Origin of the sequence: Citrobacter sp. FDAARGOS_156 (assembly GCF_001559235.2) — a bacterium.
Lineage (GTDB): Bacteria > Pseudomonadota > Gammaproteobacteria > Enterobacterales > Enterobacteriaceae > Citrobacter > Citrobacter youngae.
Genome location: NZ_CP014030.2, coordinates 4,089,360 through 4,114,646, shown reverse-complemented (window position 1 = coordinate 4,114,646; position 25,287 = coordinate 4,089,360). Strand labels below are relative to the sequence as shown.

23 protein-coding genes are annotated in these 25,287 nt (G+C 53.8%); 13 read left to right on the top strand and 10 right to left on the bottom strand.

From position 1 onward, the window contains the following. The first annotated feature begins 65 nt into the window (after positions 1-65). Positions 66-2,057, top strand: a complete 1,992-nt coding sequence (gene tkt, locus AL515_RS20200) for a transketolase (protein ID WP_048213189.1) — start codon at positions 66-68, stop codon at positions 2,055-2,057. 60 nt (positions 2,058-2,117) lie between these two features. On the opposite strand, the gene AL515_RS20195 is transcribed toward tkt, so the two are convergent. The 5 genes from AL515_RS20195 to AL515_RS20175 are packed head-to-tail and all read right to left on the bottom strand — an operon-like array spanning position 2,118 to position 5,163. Then, positions 2,118-2,768: an ABC transporter ATP-binding protein gene (locus AL515_RS20195; protein ID WP_061068540.1), complete on the bottom strand. Its 651-nt coding sequence runs from the start codon at positions 2,766-2,768 to the stop codon at positions 2,118-2,120. Beyond that, a complete protein-coding gene (locus tag AL515_RS20190) occupies positions 2,762-3,439 on the bottom strand; it encodes an ABC transporter ATP-binding protein (protein WP_061068539.1) in 678 nt (225 codons plus the stop codon). The genes AL515_RS20195 and AL515_RS20190 overlap by 7 nt, the downstream gene beginning before the upstream one ends. Further along, complete coding sequence (locus tag AL515_RS20185) at positions 3,427-4,134, bottom strand: energy-coupling factor transporter transmembrane component T (RefSeq protein WP_048232773.1); 708 nt, start codon at positions 4,132-4,134, stop codon at positions 3,427-3,429. Before AL515_RS20185 ends, AL515_RS20190 begins: the two co-directional genes overlap by 13 nt. Beyond that, on the bottom strand, positions 4,135-4,713 hold the full coding sequence (locus AL515_RS20180) for an ECF transporter S component (RefSeq protein ID WP_003027040.1): 579 nt from the start codon (positions 4,711-4,713) through the stop codon (positions 4,135-4,137). A 24-nt stretch (positions 4,714-4,737) separates the two neighbouring features. After that, on the bottom strand, positions 4,738-5,163 hold the full coding sequence (locus AL515_RS20175) for a PPC domain-containing DNA-binding protein (protein ID WP_061068538.1): 426 nt from the start codon (positions 5,161-5,163) through the stop codon (positions 4,738-4,740). A gap of 374 nt (positions 5,164-5,537) precedes the next feature. On the opposite strand from AL515_RS20175, the gene epd reads away from it, so the two are divergent. The 3 genes from epd to fbaA all read left to right on the top strand — a co-directional run bounded on the left by epd (position 5,538) and on the right by fbaA (position 8,937). Beyond that, a complete protein-coding gene (gene epd, locus AL515_RS20165) occupies positions 5,538-6,566 on the top strand; it encodes an erythrose-4-phosphate dehydrogenase (protein ID WP_061068537.1) in 1,029 nt (342 codons plus the stop codon). A 39-nt stretch (positions 6,567-6,605) separates the two neighbouring features. Further along, the gene (pgk, locus tag AL515_RS20160; protein WP_003027032.1) at positions 6,606-7,769 is read left to right on the top strand and encodes a phosphoglycerate kinase; all 1,164 of its coding nucleotides are present in this window, start codon (positions 6,606-6,608) and stop codon (positions 7,767-7,769) included. An 88-nt stretch (positions 7,770-7,857) separates the two neighbouring features. After that, positions 7,858-8,937, top strand: coding sequence for a class II fructose-bisphosphate aldolase (gene fbaA / locus AL515_RS20155; RefSeq protein ID WP_003027029.1), 1,080 nt, complete (start codon positions 7,858-7,860; stop codon positions 8,935-8,937). A gap of 57 nt (positions 8,938-8,994) precedes the next feature. Here the strand turns inward: fbaA and AL515_RS20150 are convergent, their stop codons facing one another. Continuing rightward, positions 8,995-9,900 carry a carbamate kinase gene (locus AL515_RS20150; protein WP_061068536.1) on the bottom strand — a complete coding sequence of 302 codons (906 nt, stop codon included), beginning with the start codon at positions 9,898-9,900 and terminating at the stop codon, positions 8,995-8,997. 338 nt (positions 9,901-10,238) lie between these two features. On the opposite strand from AL515_RS20150, the gene AL515_RS20145 reads away from it, so the two are divergent. The 9 genes from AL515_RS20145 (at position 10,239) to srsR (ending at position 19,809) form a co-directional block, all read left to right on the top strand. Then, positions 10,239-11,462, top strand: coding sequence for an MFS transporter (locus tag AL515_RS20145; RefSeq protein WP_105242192.1), 1,224 nt, complete (start codon positions 10,239-10,241; stop codon positions 11,460-11,462). A 13-nt stretch (positions 11,463-11,475) separates the two neighbouring features. Further along, positions 11,476-13,137 (top strand): acyl-CoA synthetase FdrA, encoded by a 1,662-nt coding sequence (locus AL515_RS20140; protein ID WP_061068534.1) that lies wholly within the window; start codon positions 11,476-11,478, stop codon positions 13,135-13,137. 16 nt (positions 13,138-13,153) lie between these two features. Further along, complete coding sequence (locus AL515_RS20135) at positions 13,154-14,416, top strand: DUF1116 domain-containing protein (RefSeq protein ID WP_061068533.1); 1,263 nt, start codon at positions 13,154-13,156, stop codon at positions 14,414-14,416. 38 nt (positions 14,417-14,454) lie between these two features. Then, a complete protein-coding gene (locus AL515_RS20130; protein ID WP_071887382.1) occupies positions 14,455-15,327 on the top strand; it encodes a DUF2877 domain-containing protein in 873 nt (290 codons plus the stop codon). Then, the gene (allS, locus tag AL515_RS20125; RefSeq protein WP_061068532.1) at positions 15,245-16,177 is read left to right on the top strand and encodes an HTH-type transcriptional activator AllS; all 933 of its coding nucleotides are present in this window, start codon (positions 15,245-15,247) and stop codon (positions 16,175-16,177) included. Before AL515_RS20130 ends, allS begins: the two co-directional genes overlap by 83 nt. Positions 16,178-16,303: 126 nt before the next feature. Further along, positions 16,304-17,164 (top strand): small-conductance mechanosensitive channel MscS, encoded by an 861-nt coding sequence (locus AL515_RS20120; protein WP_040232115.1) that lies wholly within the window; start codon positions 16,304-16,306, stop codon positions 17,162-17,164. 149 nt (positions 17,165-17,313) lie between these two features. After that, a complete protein-coding gene (argO, locus tag AL515_RS20115; protein WP_003027005.1) occupies positions 17,314-17,949 on the top strand; it encodes an arginine exporter ArgO in 636 nt (211 codons plus the stop codon). 93 nt (positions 17,950-18,042) lie between these two features. Then, a complete protein-coding gene (locus AL515_RS20110; RefSeq protein WP_061068531.1) occupies positions 18,043-18,789 on the top strand; it encodes an oxidative stress defense protein in 747 nt (248 codons plus the stop codon). Between the two features lie 123 nt (positions 18,790-18,912). Next, the gene (gene srsR, locus AL515_RS20105) at positions 18,913-19,809 is read left to right on the top strand and encodes a LysR family transcriptional regulator SrsR (protein ID WP_061068530.1); all 897 of its coding nucleotides are present in this window, start codon (positions 18,913-18,915) and stop codon (positions 19,807-19,809) included. Here srsR and AL515_RS20100 read toward each other — a convergent pair. The 4 genes from AL515_RS20100 to scpA are packed head-to-tail and all read right to left on the bottom strand — an operon-like array spanning position 19,806 to position 25,225. Continuing rightward, positions 19,806-21,272, bottom strand: a complete 1,467-nt coding sequence (locus AL515_RS20100) for an acetyl-CoA hydrolase/transferase family protein (protein WP_061068529.1) — start codon at positions 21,270-21,272, stop codon at positions 19,806-19,808. The genes srsR and AL515_RS20100 overlap by 4 nt on opposite strands. Before the next feature lie 24 nt (positions 21,273-21,296). Next, positions 21,297-22,082: a methylmalonyl-CoA decarboxylase gene (scpB, locus tag AL515_RS20095; RefSeq protein ID WP_003026994.1), complete on the bottom strand. Its 786-nt coding sequence runs from the start codon at positions 22,080-22,082 to the stop codon at positions 21,297-21,299. A 10-nt stretch (positions 22,083-22,092) separates the two neighbouring features. Next, positions 22,093-23,088: a methylmalonyl Co-A mutase-associated GTPase MeaB gene (meaB, locus tag AL515_RS20090; RefSeq protein WP_061068528.1), complete on the bottom strand. Its 996-nt coding sequence runs from the start codon at positions 23,086-23,088 to the stop codon at positions 22,093-22,095. After that, on the bottom strand, positions 23,081-25,225 hold the full coding sequence (gene scpA, locus AL515_RS20085; RefSeq protein ID WP_061068527.1) for a methylmalonyl-CoA mutase: 2,145 nt from the start codon (positions 25,223-25,225) through the stop codon (positions 23,081-23,083). The genes meaB and scpA overlap by 8 nt, the downstream gene beginning before the upstream one ends. Positions 25,226-25,287: the final 62 nt, after the last annotated feature.

Sequence of the window (25,287 nt, the reverse complement as noted above, 5' to 3'; positions counted from 1 at the left end):
AGCCCAAAACGCGCTGTCGTCAAGTCGTTTAGGGCGTGGCCTTCATTATCCGATCTGGAGTCAAAATGTCCTCACGTAAAGAGCTTGCCAATGCTATTCGTGCGCTGAGCATGGACGCAGTACAGAAAGCCAAATCCGGTCACCCGGGTGCCCCGATGGGTATGGCTGACATTGCCGAAGTCCTGTGGCGTGATTTCCTGAACCACAACCCGACTAACCCGTCCTGGGCTGACCGTGACCGCTTCGTGCTGTCAAACGGCCACGGTTCAATGCTGATTTACAGCCTGCTGCACCTCACCGGCTATGATCTGCCGATGTCCGAGCTGCAGAACTTCCGTCAACTGCACTCCAAAACGCCGGGTCACCCGGAAGTGGGTTACACCGCGGGTGTTGAAACCACGACCGGTCCTTTGGGTCAGGGCATTGCGAATGCAGTGGGTATGGCTATCGCTGAAAAAACGCTGGCGGCGCAGTTTAACCGTCCTGGTCACGACATCGTTGACCACTTCACCTATGCTTTCATGGGCGACGGCTGCATGATGGAAGGTATCTCTCACGAGGTATGTTCCCTGGCCGGTACGCTGAAACTGGGTAAACTGGTTGCGTTCTACGATGACAACGGCATCTCTATCGATGGCCACGTTGAAGGCTGGTTCACCGATGACACCGCGAAGCGCTTCGAAGCTTACGGCTGGCACGTGATTCGTGGTGTAGATGGTCACGATGCTGACGCCATTAAACGCGCTGTTGAAGAAGCACGCGCAGTGACCGACAAACCGTCCCTGCTGATGTGCAAAACCATCATCGGTTTCGGTTCCCCGAACAAAGCCGGTACCCATGACTCTCACGGTGCGCCGCTGGGAGATGCAGAAATCGCACTGACCCGTGAACAGCTGGGCTGGAAATACGCGCCGTTCGAAATCCCGTCTGAAATCTACGCGCAGTGGGATGCGAAAGAAGCCGGCCAGGCAAAAGAAGCCGCATGGAACGAGAAGTTCGCTGCTTATGCCAAAGCTTTCCCGCAGGAAGCTGCTGAATTCACCCGTCGTATGAAAGGTGAAATGCCGTCTGACTTCGACGCGAAAGCCAACGAGTTCATTGCTAAGCTGCAGGCTAACCCGGCGAAAATCGCCAGCCGTAAAGCTTCTCAGAACGCGATTGAAGCCTTCGGTCCTTGGCTTCCTGAATTCCTCGGCGGCTCTGCTGACCTGGCACCGTCTAACCTGACTCTGTGGTCTGGTTCTAAGGCCATCAACGAAGATACTGCCGGTAACTACATCCATTACGGTGTACGTGAATTCGGTATGACCGCTATCGCAAACGGTATTTCCCTGCACGGTGGTTTCCTGCCGTACACCTCCACCTTCCTGATGTTCGTGGAATATGCCCGTAACGCGGTGCGTATGGCTGCGCTGATGAAACAGCGTCAGGTGATGGTCTATACTCACGACTCTATCGGTCTGGGTGAAGATGGCCCGACTCACCAGCCGGTAGAGCAGGTTGCTTCTCTGCGTGTGACCCCGAACATGAGCACATGGCGTCCGTGTGACCAGGTTGAATCCGCAGTAGCATGGAAATACGGTGTTGAGCGTCAGGACGGCCCGACCGCACTGATCCTCTCCCGTCAGAACCTGGCACAGCAGGAACGTACCGCAGAGCAACTGGCGAACATCGCTCGCGGTGGCTACGTGCTGAAAGATTGCGCGGGTCAGCCGGAGTTGATCTTCATCGCCACCGGTTCTGAAGTTGAACTTGCCGTGGCTGCCTGGGACAAACTGACCGCTGAAGGCGTGAAAGCGCGCGTGGTTTCCATGCCGTCTACCGATGCATTCGACAAGCAGGATGCGGCTTACCGTGAATCCGTACTGCCGAAAGCCGTCTCTGCTCGCGTCGCTATCGAAGCCGGCATTGCTGACTACTGGTTCAAATACGTGGGCCTGAACGGCGCTATTGTTGGTATGACTACCTTTGGTGAGTCTGCACCGGCAGAACTGCTGTTTGAAGAATTCGGCTTCACCGTAGACAACGTGGTCGCGAAAGCAAAAGAACTGCTGTAATTTCGATTACAGGTGAAAACGGGTCGCTCAGGCGGCCCGTTTTTTTGCTTATCAGGGTAGTTACGTGCGTAGCTGACCTGCTTCAAGACGTACTACGCGCGAAAAATGGCGCTGCGTAAATGCAGCGTCATGACTGATCGCCACAACGCTGGCACCACGCGTACGACACACTGCCAGCCAGTTTTCGAAGACGCCAAGCCAATGCGCATCAAAGTCCCGGCTGGGCTCATCCAGCAGTAGAATAGCAGGTTCGAGGGCTTCCAGACTGGCGACGGCAACCATACGTCGTTGTGCAGTATGCAGATCGAGCGGGTGCGCGTCGGCGACATCCTCTAACTGACATAATCGCAGCGCCGCCATCGTGCGTTGCGCAATTTCAGTCGCAGGAAGCTTCTGTAGCCGTAATCCGAAGGCCACTTCCTCTGCAACCTTGCTGTGAAAGATTTGATTCTCCGCCTCCTGAAACAGTACGCCGAGCACCCTGGCGCGCTCCCGGTTTTTCAGTTGCGCAATCGCACGATTTTGAACGGTTATTGTGCCGGATGAGGGCGTCAGTAGCCCGGCCATGATGCGCAAAAGCGTGGATTTTCCTGCGCCATTATCGCCCGTTAGCGCCAGCCATTCCCCCTCCTGGAGTTCCAGCGAAATATTGCGTAAACAGTCATCGGAGGCGTTCGGCCAGCGATAGCTGACCTGGTTTAGCGTTAGCATAGTGATGACAATGCTCCGTCGCGCAGTTGCCATGCCTGCTGGCAGTAGCTGAGAAAAGGTGAAGGGTTGCGTTCGAAAAGTATCACCAAAGCATGCTGTTCCTGTGCCCACTGCTGCAGTCGAGCCAGCAGCATTGCCGTGGCTTGCGCCGTCAGGCGACTGAACGCTTCATCCAGAATCAATATTTTCGGCTGCATGGCGAGTGCGCTGGCAATCACCACCCGCTGGGTTTCCCCGCCGGAAAGGGTGCCGGGATGACGATGGCGCAGAGGCTGACATTCCGTCAGCGTAAGGGCGGCATCTATGCGCTGCATAATTTCAGTCTCGGTAAGGCAGAGATTTTCCGGGCCAAACGCCACTTCTTCCTCCACGCTGAAAGTACAACCTGAAAGCTGCAGGTAAGGTGACTGCTGCACAAGCTGGATGGTACTCGACTGCTCGACCAGCGACAGTTTCCCGATGGGATTACCCAGTAGCGTGCCTGTGCCCTCAATTTCTCCCGGAAGGAAGTCGGGGTACCAGCCAGCCATCAGCTGTGCCAGCGTACTTTTCCCGCTGCCGTTCTCACCAAAAATAGCCACCATACCAGGCCTGGCGTAATGGAAATCGTAACAGGCGGATGGCCGCATAGCGTGCGTCGGAATATAGCGAAACTGCTCTAACGTAACCATATCCAGATTCCTGTCTCAACTGCCATCAGAACCACCATACCGTAGCGGGCCAGACGTTGTAAGGTGCTGTCTGGCGGCGCCCATAGAGTGGTGCGAGTGCGATGCAGGCGAAATCCCCGCATATCGAGCGCTGCACCGCGAACGGCCAGGTCATTGAGCGCGTTATGGGTGAGCGGCACAATTAATGCCGGCATAGCGCGTAAACGTTGGTACCAGGATTCATCCAGCGGTACGCCGCGTGCGCGCTGAGCCTCGTGAATAATCGCCAACTGGCGTTTGAGCTGTTCAACCACCAGCAGCGGGCCTGCAAACAGATAGGCAACGCCTGGCGGCAGGCGTGAAGCAAACAGGGCGCGCATAAAGCGCGCAACCGGCACGTACTGCATCCACATCTGTGATGTCGACACAATGGCCAGGATCCGCAGCCAGAGCGTAACGGCATCGGCCCAGCGTTCCGGTGTGCGCGGCTGCCCGCTAATCCACTCGGTAAGCCATCCGCCGTGTACCAGCCATAGCCCCAGTCCTAAGGGGATCATCAGCCAGAGTACGTATTTCGCCCGCGACCGCGTAGCCTTCATACATAGCAAACCGACAAACGTCGCGGCGCTGTACAAGCTGAGCGGCACTCCGGCTGGCAGCAGGAGCGTGGAGCAGGCGGCAAGCGCCCACAGAGTTAACGACGTAAACGGATGCATTTAGCGCACGGCAGACATCGTAGGGAAATGGCGCGTGGTGCGCAGCGGAAGCTGTCGCAGCAGCACCCAGACGATGATTGCCGTGAGGATTTTATCGACCAGATTCGCACCGATGACGGTGATGGCGACGGACTCCACCAGGTTCTGACCGACCGAGTGCATCCAGGCGACAAAAAGATCCGCGCCGCTGCCGGTGACACCGCCGAACAGAGTCGTGCGAATCGGCACGGCAACGAGGGTCACGGCAAGCGTGATAATTACGCCGCTGACCACGACTTTGGGTAAGGTGCGAAACCATCCTGCCCGTGCCAGCCAACCGGCGACCAGTCCAATAACCATGGCGACGGGCGCAAAGGCGGCGGCGATCGGATCGGTCAGTAACCCCCACAACAGGTTAGTGAGTAATCCGGTTAGCATCCCCACAACCGGGCCTAACAGCACCGCGCTGATCAACGTGCCAATCGAGTCGAGAAAAATAGGTAATTTCAACATGCTGATAAGCTGCCCACCGACCATGTTGATGGCGATAGCAATGACAATAAGAACCAGAGACTGGCTGGAAAATTGGCGACGCGCCATAAAAGACCTCGTATAAGTGAAGCGTTAGCGGGATGAAATAACCAGTTCGTCATAACCGGAAACGGCGCAGGGCTGACGGCTGAATGCCAGAGACGTCAGCTCGCCAATCACCAGTTCCAGCGTGGTTCGCACGGTACAGCCCGGCATCATGTGCCCGCCCAGCATCGCGCCGTGTGGGTCGGCAACCGCCAGATGGAGATGCTCACCGGTCAGTTCCAGCGTGCCGTTCAGCGAGATAATTTCCCACGTACCCGTGAGTAATGTGGTTTCTTCACGCCCGGCGAAGCGCAGAGCAACGTTGGTCAAACTGCCGGTGCAACCCGCTATCCAGGCTGCCTGTAGTTGATGCTGCTGGATAAACGCGTGTAGCGCTGAAAAGACTTCCTGGCCGGGTAATAAACGCAGCGCATGAAAGCGAGCTGCAGATGATTGGGGATAGAATGTTGTCATAGTTGAGGGACTCCGAGACTCGGACGTTGCGCTGATAATATAGACGCGGGTTAGGGAGCTTTCTGATATAAATCAGGATTTGTGACATGGCAACGAAATAATCTTGCTACGGTTATTCGTAATTCTGGAATATGGAATAAAAGTCGCGTTGAAGGACGTTAAAATGTGACGTAAGTCAGATAACTGTGTTCTGTTGCTGGACAATCATTCCTTTTATTCCGCGTTTCGCTTATTCTAGCTGAAGCGTTTCAGTCGATTAAATGTTCGACAATTAACCAATTAGTCGCAGTTTGCGACAGGTAAGGTTTCCCTGAGCGATTTGCTGCATTACTCTGTCTGCCACATCGTTTCTGAGAAATCCTTGCAGGAGACCTATGACCGTACGCGTAGCGATTAATGGTTTCGGTCGCATCGGACGCAACGTGGTTCGTGCTTTATATGAATCCGGGCGTCGGGCGGAAATCACCGTGGTGGCAATCAACGAACTGGCGGATGCTGCAGGCATGGCGCATTTGTTGAAATATGACACCAGCCATGGGCGTTTTGCCTGGGATGTTCGTCAGGAACGAGACCAGCTCATCGTTGGCGATGACGCGATCCGTATTCTGCATGAGCGAACGCTCGATGCGCTTCCGTGGCGCGAACTGGGTGTCGACGTTGTGCTGGATTGTACGGGGGTTTTCGGCAATCGCGAACACGGTGAGGCGCATATTGCCGCCGGCGCAAAGAAAGTGCTCTTTTCACATCCTAGTAGTCACGACATCGACGCAACCGTTGTGTTTGGCGTTAATCAGGATCAGCTGCGCGCTGAGCACCGGATCGTTTCCAATGCCTCCTGCACCACGAATTGCATAATACCCGTCATTAAATTGCTGGATGATGCTTACGGCATTGAGTCTGGTACCGTCACCACGATCCACTCCGCGATGCACGATCAGCAGGTTATTGATGCTTATCATCCTGACCTGCGTCGCACGCGAGCGGCCAGCCAGTCGATCATTCCGGTTGATACCAAACTGGCGGCGGGCATCACGCGAATTTTCCCGCAGTTTAACGATCGTTTTGAAGCGATAGCGGTGCGTGTACCGACCATAAATGTGACGGCGATCGACTTAAGCGTGACGGTGAAAAAACCAGTAAAAGCCAGTGAAGTCAACCAGTTGCTGCAAAAAGCAGCACAAGGTGCATTTCATGGTATAGTTGACTATACGGAATTACCGTTGGTCTCAGTAGATTTTAACCACGACCCGCACAGCGCCATCGTTGATGGCACGCAAACGCGCGTGAGTGGCGCTCACCTGATCAAAACGCTGGTCTGGTGTGATAATGAATGGGGCTTTGCTAACCGTATGCTCGACACGACGTTAGCGATGGCTGCTATTGGTTTCAGGCTCGACGCTTGAGCGTCGACAAAACTTTATGAATCAACGAGAGGATTCACCATGTCTGTAATTAAGATGACCGATCTGGATCTGGCTGGTAAACGCGTTTTTATCCGTGCGGACCTGAACGTACCAGTTAAAGAAGGGAAAGTAACCAGCGATGCGCGTATCCGTGCTTCCCTGCCAACCATCGAACTGGCCCTGAAACAGGGTGCTAAAGTGATGGTAACTTCCCACCTGGGTCGTCCTACCGAAGGCGAGTACAACGAAGAATTCTCTCTGCTGCCGGTTGTTAACTATCTGAAAGATAAACTGTCTGCTCCGGTTCGCCTGGTAAAAGATTACCTGGACGGCGTTGAAGTCGCTGCCGGTGAACTGGTTGTTCTGGAAAACGTTCGCTTTAACAAAGGCGAGAAGAAAGACGACGAAGCGCTGTCCAAAAAATATGCTGCTCTGTGCGACGTATTCGTTATGGACGCTTTCGGTACTGCTCACCGTGCGCAGGCGTCTACTCACGGTATCGGTAAATTCGCCGATGTCGCTTGTGCAGGTCCGCTGCTGGCTGCCGAGCTGGATGCACTGGGTAAAGCGCTGAAAGAACCTGCTCGTCCGATGGTTGCTATCGTTGGTGGTTCTAAAGTTTCTACCAAACTGACCGTTCTTGATTCTCTGTCAAAAATCGCTGACCAGCTGATCGTTGGCGGTGGTATCGCGAACACCTTCGTTGCTGCTCAAGGCCACAACGTGGGTAAATCCCTGTACGAAGCAGATCTCGTTGACGAAGCTAAGCGTCTGCTGACCACTTGCGACATCCCGGTCCCAACCGACGTTCGCGTTGCGACTGAATTCTCTGAAACTGCACCGGCTACTCTGAAGTCCGTAAGCGATGTGAAAGAAGACGAGCAGATCCTGGATATCGGCGACGCTTCTGCACAGCAGCTGGCTGACATCCTGAAGAATGCGAAAACCATTCTGTGGAACGGCCCGGTTGGCGTGTTCGAATTCCCGAACTTCCGCAAAGGTACTGAAATCGTTGCTAATGCCATCGCAGACAGCGAAGCATTCTCTATCGCAGGCGGCGGTGACACCCTGGCAGCAATCGACCTGTTCGGCATTGCTGACAAAATCTCCTACATCTCTACTGGCGGCGGCGCGTTCCTCGAATTCGTGGAAGGCAAAGTCCTGCCAGCAGTAGCCATGCTCGAAGAGCGTGCTAAAAAGTAAGAATTTAATGGGCAGGGAAACCTGCCCAATTATTAGCGCGCTTTAGAGCGCGCGCCCTTTCCAAGGCCGAAGATACAGGACTCGCAACATGTCTAAAATTTTTGATTTCGTAAAACCAGGCGTAATCACTGGTGATGACGTACAGAAAGTTTTCCAGGTAGCTAAAGAAAACAACTTTGCTCTGCCAGCTGTTAACTGCGTTGGTACCGACTCCATCAATGCCGTACTGGAAACCGCTGCAAAAGTTAAAGCGCCGGTAATCGTACAGTTCTCCAACGGTGGTGCTTCTTTCATCGCGGGTAAAGGCGTGAAGTCCGACGTGCCTCAGGGCGCTGCAATCCTGGGTGCTATCTCTGGCGCGCATCATGTTCACCAGATGGCTGAACACTACGGTGTTCCGGTTATCCTGCACACTGACCACTGCGCGAAGAAACTGCTGCCGTGGATCGACGGTCTGCTGGACGCGGGTGAAAAACACTTCGCAGCAACCGGCAAACCGCTGTTCTCTTCTCACATGATCGACCTGTCTGAAGAGTCTCTGGAAGAGAACATCGAAATCTGCTCCAAATATCTGGCGCGCATGTCCAAAATGGGCATGACTCTGGAAATCGAACTGGGTTGCACCGGTGGCGAAGAAGACGGCGTGGACAACAGCCACATGGACGCTTCTGCACTGTACACCCAGCCGGAAGACGTTGATTACGCGTACACCGAGCTGAGCAAAATCAGCCCGCGTTTCACCATCGCAGCGTCCTTCGGTAACGTACACGGCGTTTACAAGCCGGGTAACGTGGTTCTGACCCCGACCATCCTGCGCGACTCTCAGGACTATGTTTCTAAGAAACATAACCTGCCGCACAACAGCCTGAACTTCGTCTTCCACGGCGGTTCCGGTTCTACTGCTCAGGAAATCAAAGACTCCGTAAGCTACGGCGTAGTGAAAATGAACATCGACACCGATACCCAATGGGCTACCTGGGAAGGTGTTCTGAACTACTACAAAGCAAACGAAGCTTACCTGCAGGGCCAGTTGGGTAACCCAAAAGGCGAAGATCAGCCGAACAAGAAATACTACGATCCGCGCGTATGGCTGCGTGCTGGTCAGGCAACCATGATCACCCGTCTGGAACAGGCTTTCAAAGAACTGAACGCGGTTGACGTTCTGTAATTCAGTCTGCTAACGACAAACAAGGCTTCCTCCGGGAAGCCTTTTTTTCATCTCGGTTTACTTTGTCACGCAGGTACCTTTTTCTCCAGCCAGAATCTGCGGGGCATCTTTCAGGGCGCCGATAAATGCCGCGTTCCCGGTCTGTTTGACAAACTGCATCACCGCCGCCGCTTTAGGCCCCATCGCGCCATCAGGTGTGGCAAATGGCGTAAGTTCCTCAACGGTGGCATGTCGTAGCGCACGCGCCTGCGGCGTTCCCCAGTTTTCATACACGGCATCGGCGTCTGTCAGAATCAGCAGATGGTCAGCGTTGATGGATTGTGCCAGAACGGCAGCAGTCAAATCCTTATCAATGACGGCCTCGGTTCCCTGGTAACCATCACCCTGTGCAATAACCGGAATACCGCCGCCACCACAGCAAACCACAGTATGTCCCGCATCCATCAGCGTACGGATGGCGTCGCTATCGAGAATTTTCAGCGGAGTCGGTGAGGGAACCACGCGGCGAATATATTGCCCATCGGTTTTCATCTGCCAGCCATAGCGTGCTTCCAGCTCTGCCTGTTGATCCGGTTGATACACGGGGCCAATATACTTACCGGGAGCTGAGAAGGCTTCGTCCTGCGGATCCACCTCAACCCGGGTCATCAGCGTTGTGACGGGAGAGTTACCCGCGGATGACGCCAGTTCCTGAGTAATAGCGAAACCGATCATTCCCTGGCTTTCCGCGACCAGAATATCCAGCGGCCAGACCGGGGATTCTTTGTATGCTGCATTCTGTAGCGCCAGCAGGCCAACCTGAGGGCCGTTGCCATGAACAATGACCAACTGATAGTCACGGGCTAATTCGGCTGCCATCTCAGCAAATACCTGAATGCTCCGCCGCTGGTTTTCTGCGCTCAAAATTTCTCCGCGCTGTAATAACGCATTACCGCCAAGAGCAATGACAATTCTCTTTTTCATTGATGACCTCATTATGCAAATTATCTCGCGGTCAAAATAACGTTTTATTACCTTTATTATGTGATGGGAGCGACAAGTAAAATATCTACAAAAATAACTCGATAATTAATGATGATTTCAGTCTCTTTATTTAAATTGTTTTAAAAATGATTATTAGACTTTTTTTAATAATACTGTGGTCAGTTCCCAGGAATTTATAACAATGGATTTTGTGTGACTTTGTTCAAATGAAATACATTTTTACCCCGATAAGGTAGGCGCAGTTAAAACATCAAACCTCACGTATCGTGTCAGGTAACATGAGGTATTCAGCGGTAATTATTACCGGGAGATTGCTTATGTCTGGTTCATATGAAGTGGCTGAGGCCACAAAGAAAAAGGGAATACCGGCCTGGTGGGTCACCGTTTTCCTGTTCTGGCTCGGATGGATTTTTATGTACGCCGACCGTACGGTGCTCAATCCGGTGATGGGCGAATTAGAAAAGGAATTTGGTTTAAGCGGCACACAGTTAGGTATTCTTAATTCCGTGTTCTATTTTTCTTATGCTTTGCTTCAGGTTCCAGCCGGAATTCTGGGCGACAAAATTGGTAAGAAAAAAGTACTGGTTCCAGGATTTATTCTATTTGGTGTTTTCACCGCGGTTACTGGTTGGGCGAAAAGCTGGTATACGTTGCTATTTGCCCGCGTGGTAACGGGGGCTGGTGAAGGAACCTACTACGGTCCGCAATACGGTCTCTCTTCCGAGCAGATCCCGAAGAAATATCGTTCTCTTGGTAGTGCGATCATCAACAGTGGTATGGCCTTTGGTATTGCGCTGGGTTTGATGACCTCAAGCTGGCTGGTATACGATCAAGGACATTCGTGGCGCATGCCATTTTATGCGATGGCGGTTCCCTCGGTGTTGGTCGGGGTGGCTATATGGCTGTTCGTAAAAGAGAAGAAACGCACCGCTGATGTCGATGGTGCGCCGGTGAAAAAAGGTAAGTTCAGCGACCTGCTAAAAAATCGTAACTTAATTATTACTTATATAATGGTGTTCTGTAGCCTGTTCGGTTTCTTCGTAATCCTGACCTGGCTTCCCTATTATTTGCAAAATGAACGTGGTATTGCCGGTAGCGAAACCGGGTTTATCTCTTCGCTGGTGGCCTGGATTTCAATTCCTGGCGCGCTGTTATTCTCCAGCCTTTCTGACAAATTAGGCAAGCGAAAACCATTAATTATGTTTCTGGTGCCGGTAGCGATTATCAGCATGCTGTCAATTATTTGGATGCCGAATATGACAGGGGTAATCATTGCGCTGTGTGTCTATGGTCTGGTGGGTAAACTGGCGCTGGATCCAGTACTGGTTGCGCTGGTTGCCGACAGCGTGGATGAAAATAACTACAGCACCGCATTTGGTTTATTTAATTTCATCGGCATGAGCTCATCTATTCTTGCCCCCATTATTGCCGGCGCGGCACGTGATATGACCGGAAGCCTGGCTTCCAGCTTCTATGTTTCAGCCACTCTGCTGGCTATCGGTTTAGTTGCAATGCTGTTTTTAAAAGAAAAACGCACATAAAGAGGTAGCGGTAATGATTTACGCCTTTATTAAAAAGGGAAGTTTTCAGGATTCCGTCAGCCTGATGATCATTTCCCGAAAACTCAGTGAACGCCCGGAAGTCGATCAGGTTTCAGTCATGATGGGAACGCCAGCCAATAAATCAATGCTGGATTCCACCGGATTCTGGCACGACGACTTTGCTGACGCCACGCCAAACGATATTTGTGTCGCAGTCCGAACCGAAGGCGAAGAGCCCGGGATACTGGATTTGATCCGTGAGCAACTGGAAAAAGAGCTGAACGCGATTACCAATGCGTCAGGGAGTTCGCATCAACTGGTTAAAGCACGTCGCTTCGAAAGTGCGTGCCAGAAATTGCCTCAGGCTAATCTGTTGCTGATATCGGTCGCTGGGGAATATGCCGCGTCCGTTGCCAAAGAGGGACTGTTGGCGAACAAAAACGTGATGCTCTTTTCCGATAACGTGCCGCTGGAGCAAGAAGTTGAGCTGAAAACGTTGGCGCGCGAGCGCGGGCTTCTTGTCATGGGACCAGACTGCGGAACCGCGATGATAGCCGGAAGTCCATTAGCTTTCGCCAACGTACTCCCTGAAGGCGGGATTGGCGTGATTGGCGCGTCAGGCACCGGGATTCAGGAAATTACTTCGCAGATTGCACTACACCAGCAGGGTGTGAGCCACGCTATCGGTCTGGGGGGCCGCGACCTGAGTGCTGATGTTGGCGGCATCAGCGCATTGACCGCACTGGAAATGCTGGCTACGGATGATGCCACGCGGGTGATTGCGTTTGTCTCTAAACCACCGTCACCGCAGGTGCGAACCCGCATTATTGCCGCGATGCAAAACGTGGGTAAACCGGTTGTCGCGCTGTTTCTGGGAAGCAAGCCGGAGCAGCGTCGCGAAGGTAACGTCTGGCTGGCGAATTCACTTTCTGATGCTGCACAACTGGCGGTATTGCTGATGCGTGTGGCACTGCAGAGACAGGTTCAACCGGAAGTGGCAGGTAAAGGTATTTACGGTCTATACGCCGGCGGCACGTTGGCAGCTGAAGCCGCTATGTTGCTCTCTGCCGGGCTGGGAGTACCCGTTAGCGAAAGCCATGACCAGGGAGTGATGCTGGAAGGCGGTGGCCATCGCATTGTCGACCTGGGGGACGACAGCTACACCCTGGGCAGACCGCATCCGATGATTGACCCGACGACTCGCAGCATTGAGATCGAAAAACTGGCCGCGTTGCCGGATGTGGGCGTACTGCTTCTGGATGTGGTGCTGGGCTATGGCGCCTGTGCTGACCCGGCTGGAGCGGTTGTTGAGGCGGTAGAGCAGGTGCGAGCCAAACGTGCCGCCCCGCTTGTGGTGATTGCCACTCTGACCGGAACCGAGGCCGATCCGCAGGGGCGCTGTGGGCAGGCGGAGATACTTCGCGAGGCTGGGATAGCGGTGGTGGAAACGCTGGAAGAGGCAGTTTTACTCGCCGTCAACCTGACACATCACCAGGAACGTAGCATCCTGGCATCCCATAGCGCACTCCTTGATGGCGTACAGGTCATTAACGCTGGATTACGCAGCTTTGCACTGGATCTGCAAAGCAGCGGTACGCCGGTTGTGCATTATCAGTGGGCGCCTGTTGCCGGTGGCAACGCCCGTCTTGCCAGTTTACTCAAACAGTTACATTAAGTTCAGAGGTACGGATATGTATTCATCTATTGCACAGGCCAACGAAGCCATTATCGAACGAATTAAAGCCGCGCGTCCCCACTGGGTTGCTGTGCGCCCTGCAAAAGAAGCGGTGGCCGAATTGTCTTCTGGACGCAAATTATTGCACGCTGGTCCGCCGATCGCCTGGGAAGAGATGACCGGCCCAATGCGCGGAGCCTGCATTGGCGCATCATTGTTTGAAGGCTGGGCGGTGACGGAAGAAGATGCCGTGTGGATGCTGGAGCAGGGTGAGGTTGATTTTATCCCTTGCCATCACGTTGGTGCGGTAGGTCCGATGGGGGGAATCACCTCCGCTAATATGCCGGTGCTGGTGGTGCGTGACGTGGTGCATGGTAACCAGTCCTGCTGCAACCTCAATGAAGGTATTGGCAAAGTGATGCGTTTTGGCGCCTACGGTGATGACGTGCAAAAGCGCTTGCGCTGGATGCGCGACACGCTGGCGCCAGTACTACAGGAAGCGCTCTCGCTGATGGAAAATGGCGTCGATCTGACGGCAATGATGGCGCAGGCCATCACCATGGGCGATGAGTTCCACCAGCGTAATATTGCTGCCTCTTCTCTGTTACTGCGTACACTCTCTCCGGTGATCGCGGGTCTGGATCGTCCGAAGACGGAAATCACTGAGGTACTGCAGTTCCTGAGCGTAACAGACCAATTCTTCCTCAATTTGGCTATGGCCTATAGTAAGGCAGTGATGGATGCCGCGGCGGAAATTAAGGCAGGCTCAGTGGTCACTGCGATGACGCGTAACGGTCGTGATTTCGGCATTCGCGTGAGCGGAACTGGCGATCGCTGGTTTACCGCGCCGGTAAATACGCCGCAGGGTTTGTTTTTTACCGGCTATAGCCAGGCTGACGCGAATCCGGACATTGGCGACAGCGCCATCACAGAAACGTTGGGGATTGGTGGTGCAGCAATGATTGCGGCACCCGGCGTAACGCGCTTCGTCGGCGCGGGTGGTATGGGCGCGGCGCTGGAAACCTCAGAAGAGATGGCGGAGATCTATCTTGCCAACAACCCGCTGTTTCAGATCCCCTCATGGGATTTCAAGGGGGCATGTCTGGGGCTGGATGTCCGTCGTGTCGTAGAGACGGGGATTACGCCGCTGATTAATACCGGTATCGCGCATAAAGATGCGGGGATTGGTCAGGTCGGGGCGGGAACCGTACGTGCACCGCTACTCTGTTTTGAAAAAGCACTTGAAGCTCTGGCCGAACTACATCACATCACCGCCTGATATTGAAGGGGCGGCAAGGCCGCCCCTGAGTATTACTGATGAAGACAATTAATGCTCTAGCCTGCGCCGGGTTTTATCGGCTTCCCGATGGCGAATGGAGACGGCATAGCTGTTTTACGCAGGCGATTAACTTTTGCCGTCCAGACGGTGAGTTATTGACGTTGCTTCGCCACGGAAAAGGAATGGGGCCGACAGCCGTATTGCTGAGTACCGTGCAGTTTCCCCACGTGGCTCAGATTGAATGGCTAAGCAAACAAGGAAATATCCTGCGAGGGAAAAACATCACAATTTGCCCGCGTCGCATACTGCAATTGCCAATAAGCTCCATCGCCATTGCCCCAGTCGATCTTTCTTTTTGTACGCAACACAGTGGCCTCTGCGGAGCGCTAAATCAACCGGTTCACACGATGTCGCACTATTCTGAGATTATTAAGCAGCTTGATTGTTGGTATTGCGGCATGACCCCCGACTGGAGCTGGCTGATCGGATGTGGACCTGGGCTGACGCCTAGCGGTGATGACATGCTGACTGGCATGTTGGCCGTACTGTATGCCGCAGGGTTTTCTGCGCAACTTCAGTATTTTTTACCTCCGGCGAAACAGCTGGCAAAACTCACTACATCAGTCAGTTGCAGCTATTTGAACAGCGCCAGAGTGGGGGAGTTTTCTACATCAGTGCAGAAGGTCATACGCGCTTTACAACCGGGGCGCGAGTCTCATTTTGCAATTGCGCATCTGCTTGCTGTTGGTCATACCTCGGGAGCAGATATATTGCTAGGGATAGCAATAGCTCAACAGTGGTTACAGAGGAACGATCCAAGGAGAATGCATGCTCGATCAGGAAACAATACGCACGTTTATTCGGGTTGCGGAGACGGAGAGTTTTTCCCGCGCAGCCAGTTCGCTTCATAAAACGCCAGCGGCGATTAGCTATCGTATCAAAACGCTGGAAGAGCAGGTGGGGACTCAACTCTTCATGCGCACTACGCGCACTGTCAGTCTGACATTGGCCGGACAGCATCTGCTTGAGCATTGCCGGCAGTGGCTCAACTGGCTGGATGCGATGCCGGATGAGCTTCAGCAAATCAATGCGGGCGTTGAACGGCAGGTGAATATCGTTATCAATAATCTGCTGTACCAGCCACAGACCACGGCGGATTTACTGACCTGGCTGCATCAACAATTTCCCTTTACCCGCTTTCAGATTTCCCGACAGGTCTATATGGGCGTGTGGGATTCACTGTTGTATGACGATTTCCAGTTAGCCATTGGCGTCACCGGATCGGAGTCGTTGTCCAATAATATTTCTCTGTTGTCACTCGGTGACATCAGTTGGCAGTTTGTGGTGGCGCAGAATCATCCTCTGGCTCGCCACCCCGCGCCTGTACTGTCAGACGATATGCTGCGTCGTTACCCGGCGATTAATATTGAAGATACCTCGCGCACGCTTACGCGCCGCGTTGCCTGGCTGCTCAGTGGTCAAAAGGAGATCAAAGTTCCGGATCTCAGTACCAAGCTGGCCTGTCATTTAAGCGGCCTCGGGGTCGGTTTCTTGCCGGAGCGGATGTGTCGTCCTTATGTTGAGTCCGGAGCATTGGTTGCCCGTGAGGTAATCAATCCACGCCAACCGTCACCGCTCTCTATCGCCTGGAAGAATGCAGGTAGCGGAAAGGTGGTCAGTGAAATTGCCGAAATCTTTAAGCAGAAAGATCCACTGGTCAGCGGGTTCTTGCGGATGATTGATCAACCAACCGATCATTGAATTTACGAATGCTTTTATTGGATCATGTTGAAAAATGGCATGTTCGGTCTTTTTTGTTTACCTTTAGTACAGTATTTTTGTGAGAATGATCTCATGAATTTTTTTGACATGACCAAGGAATACTAAATGGAAGATTTGAATGTTGTCGACAGCATAAACGGTGCGGGCACCTGGCTGGTGCGTAACCAGGAACTGCTGTTGAGCTATGCCGTCAACATCGTTGCGGCCATCGCGATTGTCATTATCGGTATGATCGTGGCGCGCATCGTATCAAATACCGTTAACCGCCTGATGCTGGCGCGTAAAATTGATGCCACCGTTGCCGACTTCCTCTCTGCACTGGTGCGTTACGGTATTATCGCGTTCACGCTGATTGCCGCGCTGGGCCGCGTTGGGGTGCAAACTGCCTCCGTGATCGCCGTTCTCGGTGCCGCAGGTTTAGCCGTCGGTCTGGCGTTGCAAGGCTCGCTGTCTAACCTCGCCGCAGGTGTCCTGCTGGTAATGTTCCGTCCGTTCCGTGCGGGTGAGTATGTCGATCTCGGCGGCGTGGCCGGAACCGTGCTCAATGTGCAGATTTTCTCCACCACTATGCGCACCGTTGACGGTAAGATTGTTGTGATCCCAAACGGTAAAATTATTGCCGGGAACATCATTAACTTCTCTCGCGAGCCGGTTCGTCGTAACGAATTTATTATCGGCGTGGCTTACGACTCCGATATCGATCAGGTGAAAAAAATCCTCACTGATATCATTCAGTCGGAAGATCGCATTCTTAAAGACCGTGAAATGACGGTGCGCCTGAATGAGCTGGGGGCTTCCTCAATTAATTTCGTCGTACGCGTCTGGAGCAACAGCAGCGATCTGCAAAGTGTCTACTGGGATGTACTGGAACGCATTAAGCGTGAGTTCGATGCCAACGGCATCAGCTTCCCGTATCCGCAGATGGATGTGAACTTCAAGCGTGTGAAAGAGAGTACGGCAGAGTAATTACGCGCCCGGAGGTGCTTTCGCTTTCCGGGCCGATAAAACTATCTTTCCATTAATTTCCCTAATCTGCGATTAAAATTATCAATTTCCGCTAATGATTTTCCCGCGCTATAGTCTGCTCCTAAGAGAAACAGTTCGGGATGATTAACGTGTTATCGTATTATTTTCAAGGGCTTGCACTTGGTGCGGCCATGATACTTCCGCTTGGTCCACAAAATGCCTTCGTGATGAACCAGGGCATTCGCCGCCAGTATCACATCATGATTGCTTTACTCTGTGCTATCAGCGATTTAGTGCTGATCTGCGCCGGTATCTTTGGCGGTAGCGCTTTGCTGATGCAGTCGCCGTGGTTGATGGCGCTGGTCACCTGGGGCGGAGTGGCGTTTCTGCTCTGGTACGGTTTTGGCGCGTTAAAAACGGCGATGAGCAGTAATCTGGAACTGGCCAGCGCCGAGGTAATGAAGCAGGGACGTTGGAAAATCATCGCCACCATGCTGGCGGTAACCTGGCTAAACCCACATGTTTATCTGGATACCTTTGTGGTGCTGGGGAGTCTGGGGGGCCAACTGGACGTTGAGCCTAAGCGCTGGTTTGCGCTGGGAACCGTCAGCGCTTCGTTCCTGTGGTTTTTCGGTCTGGCATTGCTGGCGGCCTGGCTGGCTCCGCGTCTGCGCACGGCTAAAGCACAGCGCATCATCAATACCCTGGTAGGATTAGTGATGTGGTTTATCGCTTTTCAACTGGCAAAAGAAGGTGTTGCGCACGTTCATGCGTTGTTCAACTAAGTGTTGTCTGATGGACAACGCAGCGAGATCGGCTAAGCTTGCCTGCATGTGCCCTGAGTTTCGGGGTAATTAATGAAACATGGAGGAACGACCGTGAAGTTCAAAATAATGGCCCTGGCGGCATTAGTCGGATTCAGCGCACTATCGGTACAGGCAAATGAGTTGCCAAATGGACCGCACATCGTGACTTCCGGAACAGCAAGCGTGGATGCGACACCAGACATCGCCACGCTGGCAATTGAAGTGAACGTTGCTGCCAAGGATGCGGCCTCAGCTAAGAAGCAGGCCGATGAGCGCGTGGCGCAATATCTGTCCTTCCTTGAACAAAACCAGATAGCGAAGAAGGATATTAACGCTGCAAACCTGCGTACCCAGCCGGACTACGACTACCAGAACGGTAAAAGTATCCTCAAAGGGTATCGTGCGGTGCGCACCGTTGAAGTCACGCTGCGTCAGCTGGACAAACTCAACACGCTGCTCGATGGCGCGCTGAAGGCGGGTCTGAATGAGATCCGTTCGGTATCACTGGGCGTTGCCCAACCGGATGCTTACAAAGATAAAGCGCGAAAAGCGGCAATTGATGATGCCATTCATCAGGCTGAACAGCTGGCTGCGGGCTTCAATAGCAAACTTGGCCCGGTGTACAGCGTGCGCTACCACGTTTCCAATTATCAGCCGAGCCCGATGGTACGGATGATGAAAGCAGATGCCGCACCTGCTGCTTCTGCTCAGGAAACCTACGAACAGCCGGTTATTCAGTTTGACGATCAGGTTGATGTCGTCTTCCAGATTGAGCCGACGGCGGGGCAGCCAGCGGCAACGCCTGCCAAAACTCAGTAATCTTTTCAGACCCGGCTTTCCAGCCGGGTTTTTTCTGTGAGCAACTGTAAAAATGAGACTTCACATCCGGTCTTTTTTTTCGCCGTAATGAGGATAGGCCATAGCGATTTTTAAGGGGACGCTATGGATATTTTTATCTCAAAAAAGATGCGTAATTTCATTCTGCTGGCGCAAACCAATAACATCGCCAGAGCGGCAGAAAAAATACATATGACCGCATCGCCCTTCGGTAAAAGCATTGCCGCACTGGAAGATCAAATCGGCTATACGCTGTTTACCCGCAAAGATAACAACATCAGCTTGAATAAAGCCGGACAGGAACTGTATCAGAAGCTGTTTCCCGTTTATCAGCGCCTCTCTGCCATTGATAACGAAATCCATAACGCCTCTCGCCGCTCGCGGGAAATCGTCATCGGCATCGACAATACCTACCCGACGATTATTTTTGACCAGTTGATCAGCCTTGGTGACAAGTATGACGGCGTGACGGCTCAGGCCGTTGAATTTAGCGAGAATGGGGTGATTGATAACCTGTTCGACCGCAAACTGGATTTTATTATCTCGCCACAGCACGTTTCCCCCCGCGTGCAGGAGCTGGAAAATCTGGCGATCAGCGAACTGTCTCCGCTGCGTCTGGGGTTTCTCGTTTCCCGGCGCTATGAAGAAAAACAGCCGCAGGATCTGCTGCGCGAGCTGCCCTGGCTGCAAATGCGCTTCCAGAATCGCGCCAACTTTGAGGCGATGCTGGATGCCTACATGCGACCCTGCGGGATCAACCCGACGATAATCTATCGTCCGTACAGCTTTATGGCCAAGATTAGCGCGGTGGAGCGCGGGCAGTTTTTGACGGTGATCCCGCACTTCGCATGGCGGCTGGTGAACCCGTCGACGCTGAAATATTTCGACGCGCCCGGCAGTCCCATGTATATGCAGGAGTTTCTCTATTCGCTGAAAAATCATCGCTATACCGCCACCATGCTCCAGCATATTGCTGAAGATCGTGACGGTAGTGCAAGTTAACCAAGCATCGAGCCTGTTTCGAGAAGGTTGCGATGCAGATCGAACGCATGGCTGAGATCGTGATGGATATGCCCGCCGGGCGCTTTTTCCAGATAGCGGTGCAAATAATCTCTGTAAAGCGGATGCGCACAGTTATTGATAATCGTGTACGCCCGCTGCATCGGAGATAGCCCACGCAGATCGGCAATCCCTTGTTCGGTCACGATCACTTTAACGCTATGTTCGCTGTGGTCGACATGGCTGCACATCGGTACGATGGTGGATATTTTCCCGCCTTTGGCAATCGACGGCGCCATAAAGATAGACAGGTAGGCGTTGCGCTCGAAATCCCCGCTGCCGCCGATGCCATTCATCAGGTTCACCCCCGCAACGTGCGTGGAATTGGCATGACCGTAGATATCAAACTCCAGACCAACGTTGAGCGCAATGACGCCCAGCCGACGAATGATTTCCGGGTTATTGGAAATCTCCTGCGGGCGCAACACAATCCGGCTGGCGAAGAAGTCCATGTTGGCGTAAATCTTCTGTAGCGACGGGGCTGAAATGGTCAGACTGGAAGCACTGGCACCGGTTATCTTGCCCGTTTCCAGTAGATGCACTACCGACTCCTGCAACACCTCCGAATACATCATAAAGGGCGGGATATCCGGGTTCTCGCCCAGTCGAGCCATTACCGCGTTGTTGATATTACCCACGCCGCTTTGTAAGGGCAGAAACTCAGCAGGAATGCGTTTGTGCGCCATTTCTGCCAGCAGGAAAGAGACCACGTTATCGGCAATTTGTTGGCTGACTGGATTGGTTTTATCCGATGCATTTCCTGCATCGGGCAGTTCGGTATCCACCACCGCAACCACCTTTTTGGGGTCTATCTGTACGCACTGACTGCCTACGCGATCCATGGTATGAAAAATGGGTACGCTGTTACGCCGCGGCGGCGCACCGGGTATCACGATGTCGGCAAACTCTGCCACGCGCGGATTATGGTAATGATTCAGCTCGATAATGACTTTTTTCGCCCGCAGCAGCCAGGTGGGGGCATTACCGATACCGCTGGACAGCCAAATCCGGCCATCCGGCGCGATGGCTGAAGCTTCAATGACGGCAACGTCGATCTCGCCAAAAAAGCCGTAATTAACCATTTGCGCCACTTCGCTCAAATGGAGATCGACAAACCTCACCTGGCCCTGGTTAATTTTCTCGCGCAGGCCCGATGACGTTTGATAAGGCGCACGCCAGGAAACGGCATCCGCCGCGGATAGTACATCATCAGCGGCGGCGCCAATTGATGCTCCGGTCAGCAGGCGGATCTGAAAAGGCTGTCCGTTCTGATGCTGTTCGCAGGCGCGTTGGGCAATTGCGGTGGGTAACGCTTTTGGCGAGCCCGCGGGGGTAAAGCCGCTAAACGCCACCATATCATCGTGCTGGATAATTTCTGCCGCCTGTTCGGCGCTCATCCGTTTCATGGCCGTCTCCTTCCTCAGACGTGATTAATGGCCGACAAAATTAGGTTTACGTTTTTCCATAAACGCGTTCATCCCTTCCTGATAATCCTCGCTGTCGTACACCGCGCGGCGCATGCCCTGAATGCGCTCGAACTCATCGGAATTCATGGTGTGCGCTTCACCCAGCACGCGCAGCTCTTCTTTAATGACGGCGATCGCCAGCGGCGCTTTTTCCGAGATGTGGTGCGCCATTTGCAGGGTGAAATCTTCCAGTTCGTCTACAGGAACCACATGGTTGAGGATCCCGACCGCCATGGCGCGCTGAGCGGTAATCGGCGAGGCGGTAAAGATCAGCTCTTTCACGATGTGAAAACCGGCGTCGCGGGTCAGGTTGTGGATGCCGACCAGGTTATACGGCACGCCGAGGTTGACCGGGGTCATCGAGAAGGTGGATGTTTCAGCGGCGATGATCAGATCGGAACTCATGATCATCTCAAACGCGCCGCCCCAGACGCTGCCTTCGACCATGGAGATCACCGGTTTCGGATATTTTTGGATCATGCGGGTTATCTGACGCAGCGGATCGTCATAGGAGAGCGGATCGCGACGTCCGGTCGGGAGTTCATGAATATCATGCCCGGCGGAGAAAACTTTGGCTCCGCTCGGTGCGCGCAGAATGATGCAGCGAATGTCCGCACGATTGAGATCGCTCAGCGCCTGCATCAGATCGTCAATAAACACTTTACTCAGGGCATTGAGCTTGCGGGCGTAATTGAATTCAATAACCGCGACTTTCTGGATGATGACCACGTTGACGTATTGATAAGACATAATGTTCTCTTTATTGAAAGTAATGATGCTGGATAAATTCGCTGATGTGCCGCAGACCGGTGCGCGGCGACAGATCATTGTTTTTGACAGCCTGCAGCGTCTGCTGGAAATAGCGGTCAAAATCAGTCCGCGCAAACAGCAGATGCAGGGCTTCTTCTTCAGCCTGCTGGTGTAACCAGTCCACCGCCTGCTGCTGGCGGACTTTTTCCAGTCGACCGCTGGCGGTAAGGCACGTTTTAAAGTCGGTTATCGCCTGCCAGATCTCCTCAATACCGCGTTTTTCCAGCGCGCTACAGGTCAGAACCTGCGGCTGCCACTCGTCATATTTGCGGCGCAGAATATGCAGGGCGGATTCGTACATATGGCGGGCGATGGCCACGTTGGCATGGTTCTCGCCGTCGTCCTTGTTGATGACGACCAGATCCGCCATTTCCATCAGACCTTTCTTGATGCCTTGCAAATCGTCGCCACCGCCAGCGATTTGCAGTGAGATAAAGCAATCCACCATGCCTGCGACTTCGGTTTCTGACTGCCCAACGCCGACGGTTTCCACAATCACCACGTCGAAACCAGCCGCTTCGCACAGCAGCATTAATTCGCGGGCGCGCTGGCTGGCACCACCTAAATGACCGCTGGAGGGAACCGGGCGAATAAACGCAGATTCTGCGCGAGACAGCTCCGTCATGCGGGTTTTATCGCCAAGAATGCTGCCGCCGCTGACCGGGCTGCTGGGATCGACGGCGATCACCGCCACCCGTAATCCGTGACGGATTAACAGCATGCCGAAGGCTTCCAGAAAGGTGCTTTTCCCTGCGCCCGGCGTACCGGTTATCCCCAAACGCAGGGCGTTACCGGTGAACGGCATAATCGCGTCCAGCAATTGCGTACTGAGCGGCTGGTGGCGCGGGTGGTTGCTTTCTACCAGCGTCATTGCCTGGGCGAGCGTAGCCCGTTCGCCAAGTCGCAAGCGACGAACGGTATCCTCAAGCGTGGCGGCGTTAATCATGATGCTGGCTGATACGGGTTAATACGTCGCGAACGCTGTCGAGCATTGGCGTGCCGGGGCCATAAATGGCGGCCACGCCATGCTCGTGCAGGAAGGCGTAATCCTGTGGCGGAATAACGCCTCCTGCTACCACGCAGATATCTTCACGCCCCCATTTTTTGAGCTCGGTAACCAGTTCCGGGATCAGCGTTTTATGACCTGCCGCCAGCGATGATGCGCCAACCACATGTACATCGTTTTCTACCGCCAGACGGGCGATCTCTTCTGGTGTGGAGAACATCGGACTGAGGTCAACATCGAAGCCGAGATCGGAGTAGGCGCTGGCGATCACTTTCGCGCCGCGATCGTGGCCATCCTGACCCATCTTGGCGATCAGAATGCGCGGACGGCGACCATTTTCCGCGAGGAACTGTTCGGTTTGCGCAACGATGGCGTCGAACTCATCGGCGGATTTGTCGGACTGGTGATAGCTTTGCGCAATCACGCCGGTGACGCACTGGCTGGGAACCAGATAGCGGTCAAAAGCGCTTTCCAGCGCGTCGGAGATCTCACCAAGCGTGGCGCGAACGCGGGCGGCGTTAACGGCGGCGGCCAACAGGTTTTCATTATGCTGTGCGGCGTGGGTCAGCACGGATAACGCGGCGTTAACGGCATCATTGTCGCGGGTGGCGCGGATATGCTGCAACGAGGCAATTTGCTCGTTGCGTACCTTCACGTTGTCGATTTCCAGTACCGACGTTTCGTCTTCTTTATCCAGCTTGTATTTGTTCACGCCGACGATAACCCGTTTACCCTGGTCGATCAGCGACTGCTCGCGCGCGGAAGCTTCTTCGATCATCCGTTTAGGGAGCCCGGCTTCGATCGCTTTCGCCATGCCGCCTGCCTCATCAATTTGTTTGATGATCGTGCGCGCCTGCTTCACAATTTGATCGGTGAGCGACTCGACGTAATACGATCCGGCCAGCGGATCGACGGTGCGGCAGATCTCTGACTCTTCCTGAATGATGATCTGTGTATTACGCGCGATGCGGGCGGAGAAATCGGTGGGCAGCCCGAGTGCTTCATCAAAGGCGTTGGTATGCAGGGACTGAGTGCCGCCAAGCGTAGCGCCGAGCGCTTCAATGGTCGTGCGGATCACGTTGTTGTAAGGATCCTGCTCGGTCAGACTCCAGCCGGAGGTCTGGCAATGGGTACGCAGAGCGAGAGATTTCGGGTTGTTTGCGCCAAAACCGCTGACTGCTTCACTCCACAAATAGCGAGCCGCGCGCAGCATGGCGACGTTCATAAACAGATCCATGCCGATGCCGAAGAAGAATGACAGGCGCGGCGCGAAGTCATCAATTTTCAGCCCGGCAGACAGCGCGGCTTTGATGTACTCAATGCCGTCAGCCAGCGTAAACGCCACCTGCTGGACGCAGTTCGCCCCGGCTTCCCCCATGTGATAACCGCTGATGCTGATGGTGTTAAAGCGCGGCATATTGGCGGAACACCAGGCGATGATGTCGGCGATGATACGCATTGAAGGTTTTGGCGGGTAAATGTAGGTGTTGCGGCACAGGTACTCTTTCAGAATATCGTTCTGAATGGTCCCGGTGAGTTGCTCCGGCGTTACGCCTTGTTCTTCTGCAGCGACGATATAAAACGCCAGTACCGGCAGCACCGCGCCGTTCATGGTCATTGATACCGACATCTTATCCAGCGGGATCTGGTCGAACAGCACCTTCATATCTTCGACAGTATCGATCGCCACACCCGCTTTGCCGACGTCACCTGCCACGCGCGGGTTGTCTGAGTCATAACCGCGATGGGTGGCAAGGTCAAAGGCGACGGAAAGCCCTTTTTGCCCGGCGGCGAGATTGCGGCGGTAAAAGGCGTTGGACTCTTTGGCGGTAGAGAAACCGGCGTACTGGCGAATGGTCCACGGCTGCGCGGTATACATGGTGGCGCGCGGGCCACGCACGTAAGGCGGCAGACCGGGGAGGGTGCCCGTGACTTCCAGATTATCGAGGTCCGCTTCGGTGTACAGCGGTTTGATGGCAATCCCTTCCGCCGTCTGTCTTTCCAGCGACTCAACGGTTTTTTCCCGTCGACTGAGTTCTTTGTTGGCGAGTGTTTGCCACTCCTGCACGTTTGCCATTTTTTGCTCCGTATTACGCAATAAGTTGAATCTTTGCGGATACGGTGTGCTTTTTCATTTGG